This window comes from Bradyrhizobium sp. MI1.10, from assembly GCF_055811035.1.
Genome location: NZ_JBVVPN010000110.1, coordinates 1 through 4,600, shown reverse-complemented (window position 1 = coordinate 4,600; position 4,600 = coordinate 1). Strand labels below are relative to the sequence as shown.

The window sequence follows — 4,600 nt, the reverse complement described above, 5'->3', positions numbered from 1 at the left end:
CGCATGGCGGCCTAACCCCGGCAGAGGCTCCACTTATCGACGCGGAGATTCTGTTCAGACAACCGGGACCAGCTCTCCAGGCTGCGCTCGTCGTCACCATAGACCCGCTTAAGAGCAACTTCGAAGGCGTCAGTCAGGTCATTGGCCACAAGAAGGGAACGTACAAATTCGCTAAGACGAACTGAGCCAACCAAGCTTGGGCAGCTACATACGTTCGAAACCGATGCCCGGATAATACGCGATGATCCGCGGCTGAGGCAATTCTGATAGTACCACGAGTTTTGGCTGCCCCTGGCAGGTGCCGCCGCTGCTTGGCCGCGCGGGAGCCGAGCGGAAGCCGCTCGACTGCCGAACGACAGACGCGATGACCCAAAGCTGATATCGAGCGACGCAGGCCACTCGTGGAAACGTGAACTCCTTCACTCGCAATCTGCCGGTCCTCCCACGCTAGTTTGAAAGGCTGGGTTGTTCTCAAGAGGAGGAAGCTGAAATGCGTGAACCAAACGTCGAAAAATTGAACGCGCTGGTAGGAAAGCTGGTCGGCGACCTTGGCATCTCGCTTGGCGGTGCAAGCATACTGCTCGGCGATCGCCTCGGGCTCTACAAGGCGATGGCGGATGGTGCCGTGATCACTCCGTCCGAGCTTGCGAAGAGGACCGGACTGCATGAGCGTTACTTGCGCGAATGGCTGTCCGGGCAGGCCGCCTCAGGATACATCGACTACCATCCGGAAAAAAATGCATTCTCACTTTCGGCGGAGCAGGCCATGGCTTTCGCCGAAGAGGGGTCGCCAGCCTTCTTTGCGGGCGCATTCGATGTCGTGCAGTCCACGTACCTCGACGAACCCAAAGTCGCCGAAGCGTTTCGAACCGGGAAAGGCGTTGGTTGGCACGGGCATTCGAAATGTCTGTTCTCTGGCACCGAACGCTTCTTCAGGCCGGGCTATAACGCCAATCTAGTTTCGAACTGGATTCCGACGCTCGAAGGCGTCGAAGCGAAACTGAAAGCCGGCGCCAAGGTGGCCGATGTCGGATGCGGCCACGGCGCCTCTACGATTGTGATGGCGCAGGCCTACCCCAATTCAGAGTTCTTCGGGTTCGATTACCACAAGCCTTCGGTCGAACGGGCGAAGGTCCTGGCGCAAGAAGCGGGAGTTGGAGATCGCATCACGTTCGCGCAGGCCAGAGCCAAGGATTTTCCGGCTAAAGACTATGATCTGGTGGCGTTCTTCGATTGCCTGCATGACATGGGCGATCCCGTCGGGGCAGGCAAACATGTCAAGGAAACACTAGGCAAGGACGGGGCGTGGATGATCGTCGAGCCGTTTGCTCATGACAATCTCAAGGATAATCTCAACCCGGTCGGATGCATCTTCTATCACGCCTCGACATTCATTTGCACGCCGGCATCGCTCTCGCAAGAAGTGGGGTTGGGTCTCGGTGCGCAGGCGGGTGAAAACAGATTGCGTCAGGTGGCGACTGAAGCGGGCTTCAGGCGCTTCCGCCGCGCGACCGAGACGCCGTTCAATATGATCTTCGAAGTGCGTTCTTGAGGCACCGGATCCACAGTGCGCATAAGTCCGGGTGTTTGCGGGAAAGCGACTCTTAGAGCCTGCATTCACTCCGGACCTACGTCCGCTTCGGTGCGCTCCGCGGGCATGTCGCTGGCCTAATGTTGGTCGGCTTGTCGGGAAGCAGTGATCGGGAACCTCTACGGCGCAAAGTGGCCCGTATGACACGCCGTCTAAGCAATGCATTGTTCAAAGGCCAAGCTCGTGCCTTGTGTTCTCAGGACGGCGACATTCGAAGAGCTGTGGAGCGTGTCGCGGCGAGCTCACCATTGAAGCATGTGAGCTGCAGTCTAGTTCAATCACGCTGATCGAGTTAGTAGTTGACCGATTCGATGCTTATGCATTGCCTCTTCGTGAGAAGGCGAAGCAGGCTGACTTCTGCGCGCGTTCTACTACACGGCCATCATCGAGGACCAGGAGTACTCCTCGATCCGTCCGCTGATCGACTGGCTTGACTATAACGGCTTCACGGTCGTCAGCAAGCCGACCAAGGAGTTCATCGACGCCGGCGGCCGGCGCAAGGTCAAGGGCAACATGGACATTGAGATCGCCGTCAATGCCATGGAGCTCGCCGCGCATATCGACGAGATGGTGCTGTTCTCCGGTGACGGCGACTTCCGGTCACTGGTAGAGGCGGTGCAGCGCCGCGGGGTGCGGGTCACCGTTGTTTCGACGATCGCGAGCCAGCCGCCGATGATCGCTGACGAGCTGCGCCGCCAGGCTGACGTGTTCACCGATCTGATCGAGCTCCGAGCTAAGATCGGCCGCGATCCGTCCGAACGCCCGCTTCCGCGCGAGCGGCAGTCGCGCTATCACACGCAGCCAGAGCGTGAGACCGCCGCGGTACTGAAGGGAAATGATAGCGTTCTCGAAAAGTAATCCCGAGCGAGACCGTTCTGGAGCAAGCGGCCGCCTGGCTGAGCCGCAAATCGTTTGATGGAGAGTTGCATGCGCGCATCTCTCCATCGCGATCATCAATGCCTGTGTGGATGATCAGGCCAGCGATCCCATGCGATGACCCGCCCAGGCACCGGGCTCGTCGACCCAAGCCTCCTGTGCAAACCAGACGTGATTGGACTGGCAGATCGGGCAGCGCGTGTGCGCGAAGAAAACCGGGCTGCGCCGAAAGCTCTCGCGATCGGTCTTGATGCCGGTGGGGATCGCGCGTCCGGTCTGCGGACATTTGACCATGACCATGCTCATCTGGGCCTCCTCGACTTTAATTTTCTTGAATTCGATTTCCTATTCGGTTGAAACACCCAGCCGGTTGGATCGCGCCTCTTGTTGGTGCGCTGGTGGGGGGCATCGCGCACCTGCCAGTTACTTGGTCGAACATGGGTGGGCATGCTCGCGGCGGGGCTTGGTCCAACCGGCCGGATCTCCCTCTTGAATGAACCTGGATGTAAATTGAGTGCTGCTTAGTTGCCTTGGTGAAGGACCTTGGCGATGTGCTTCTTGAGTGGCTCGCCGGTTGCGGTTGCAAGCTTCTGGGTAAGGTCCCACAAGTCCTTGCTTTGGGCGGATGCGGTATCGAAACTCTTGCGCGATTGTTCCGCGGACAAGGTGACGACATCCGCCGCCGACTTGCTACCCAGGAGTTGGACGAAGAAATCGATCGCAGAGGCGGTATTAAAGTTCGAGATCTCGATGACCTTGAGCCCGTAGTCTGTCGCGCTCTTGGCATTGCCCGAATAGGTCTCGCGCAGTGCTTCAGCCATATCCTCTGACGCGGCTTTGATCCTCTCGCAGCCTTCCCGTGCGCGGGCGACGCCCTGCTCGGAAAATTCACCGAGCACACCGGGCAACGCAAACTTCGGCAATCCGAACAGCGGCATCGCGAAGCCGTTCGTTCCGTTCACTTCAGCTTTCACTTTGGTTTCACTCACGGCTGCTGTCCCCATTTCTCAAGCGAAATCATTTCCCGAAACGCTCGCTTGCGCCACAGGAGTTCGTGAAGGCGGAAAGTGTTCCACCTCAGCGTCCGTTCAATTTTGATGAGCTTCAATCCAGCCCCGACACCACTATGTCCAACGACACGAGACCTGTCCGTTCGCTTTGCGACTCTCGGCAAAAAAATCTTCCGAGCATGTCAATACACACAATCGTCATATCAACAGTATGCGCAGTGCCGTGGCGCACCGGTCACCGTTGTGTCCACCATTGCCAGCCAGCGCCGATGATCGCCGACGACTTGCGCCGCCAGGCCGAAGTGTTCACCGATCTATCGCGAGCTCCGAGGTAAGATCGCCGCGATCCTCCGGACGCCCGCCCGCGCGAGAGCGCGAGTGTTATCGCCCGCAGCAGGTACCGAGAGGAAAATGATAGCGTTCTCGAGCCGAGCGAGAATGAGGACGCATCCCGAATAAGCCCGGCATTTGCGCCGGGCTGATCGCAAAAAAGCGTTAGGTGCTGAGCAACGGATTAATTGGACCGGAGTGCTCATGCTCGGTCGGTCCGGATTGTAACGTTGGATCCTTGCTCACGTTGTGTTTTCACGAGCGTAGAGCGGCGACACTTCTTGAATAGCCTAGCCGCGTTGCATCGAGGCGTACGCCACTTGAGTAGCGTTCGACGCCCACGTGAAGCCTAAACGAATATAGTTCCGCTGTCGGAACACAAAGCGGGTGCCGAAGAGAAATTAGTTCTGTCTCATAATAGTAATGACTCTTCCGCAAATAATAAAAATAAGCTGGAGAAAACCCAAGGCGGGGAGGGTGGAAATGGAATCTGTACGCCGCTTACGCGCGATGGCGCTGCTTTGCCGACAGACTGCGGCGCTCAGAAGCTGGAAGCTGCTCGCGGAGGCAGAATACTGGGAGCATCTGGCGGCTGCAGCTCTACCTCACTGACGCACGAAGAGCGCACTATCGTGGAGGTCCGTCCCCGCTATTTGCCCCCGCCGCCATACGCTTATGAATACGCGGAAGAAGCGTTACGTCATTGCTGATTACTGAGTCGTCCGTTAAGAAGCCGAATTGAGCGGGAGCGGACAGGCAAGCGTATGCGATAGCTGGATCAGGAAGAGGCACA

Annotated in this window: 3 protein-coding genes and 2 pseudogenes; 3 read left to right on the top strand and 2 right to left on the bottom strand. The window is 58.1% G+C overall.

Annotated features, from left to right (window positions below):
* From AC0L3K_RS40265 to AC0L3K_RS40255, 3 genes and pseudogenes are all read left to right on the top strand, one after another.
* Nucleotides 1–185: pseudogene (locus tag AC0L3K_RS40265) on the top strand (hypothetical protein); the annotation flags it as partial.
* Nucleotides 186–490: 305 nt separating this feature from the next.
* The gene (locus tag AC0L3K_RS40260; protein ID WP_473368175.1) at nt 491–1,552 is read left to right on the top strand and encodes a class I SAM-dependent methyltransferase; all 1,062 of its coding nucleotides are present in this window, start codon (nt 491–493) and stop codon (nt 1,550–1,552) included.
* Nucleotides 1,553–1,945: 393 nt separating this feature from the next.
* Nucleotides 1,946–2,449, top strand: a pseudogene (locus tag AC0L3K_RS40255) (LabA-like NYN domain-containing protein); the annotation flags it as partial.
* Nucleotides 2,450–2,563: 114 nt separating this feature from the next.
* On the opposite strand, the gene AC0L3K_RS40250 reads toward AC0L3K_RS40255, so the two are convergent.
* Both AC0L3K_RS40250 and AC0L3K_RS40245 read right to left on the bottom strand, forming a co-directional pair.
* On the bottom strand, nt 2,564–2,773 hold the full coding sequence (locus tag AC0L3K_RS40250; RefSeq protein ID WP_473368174.1) for a hypothetical protein: 210 nt from the start codon (nt 2,771–2,773) through the stop codon (nt 2,564–2,566).
* Between the two features lie 215 nt (nt 2,774–2,988).
* Nucleotides 2,989–3,471, bottom strand: a complete 483-nt coding sequence (locus AC0L3K_RS40245) for a phasin family protein (protein WP_473368173.1) — start codon at nt 3,469–3,471, stop codon at nt 2,989–2,991.
* Nucleotides 3,472–4,600: the final 1,129 nt, after the last annotated feature.

Coding starts and splice junctions, on each gene's coding strand:
- AC0L3K_RS40260 (WP_473368175.1), top strand. CDS start 491: ATGCGTGAACCAAACGTCGAAAAATTGAACGCGCTGGTAGGAAAGCTG.
- AC0L3K_RS40250 (WP_473368174.1), bottom strand. CDS start 2,773: ATGAGCATGGTCATGGTCAAATGTCCGCAGACCGGACGCGCGATCCCC.
- AC0L3K_RS40245 (WP_473368173.1), bottom strand. CDS start 3,471: ATGGGGACAGCAGCCGTGAGTGAAACCAAAGTGAAAGCTGAAGTGAAC.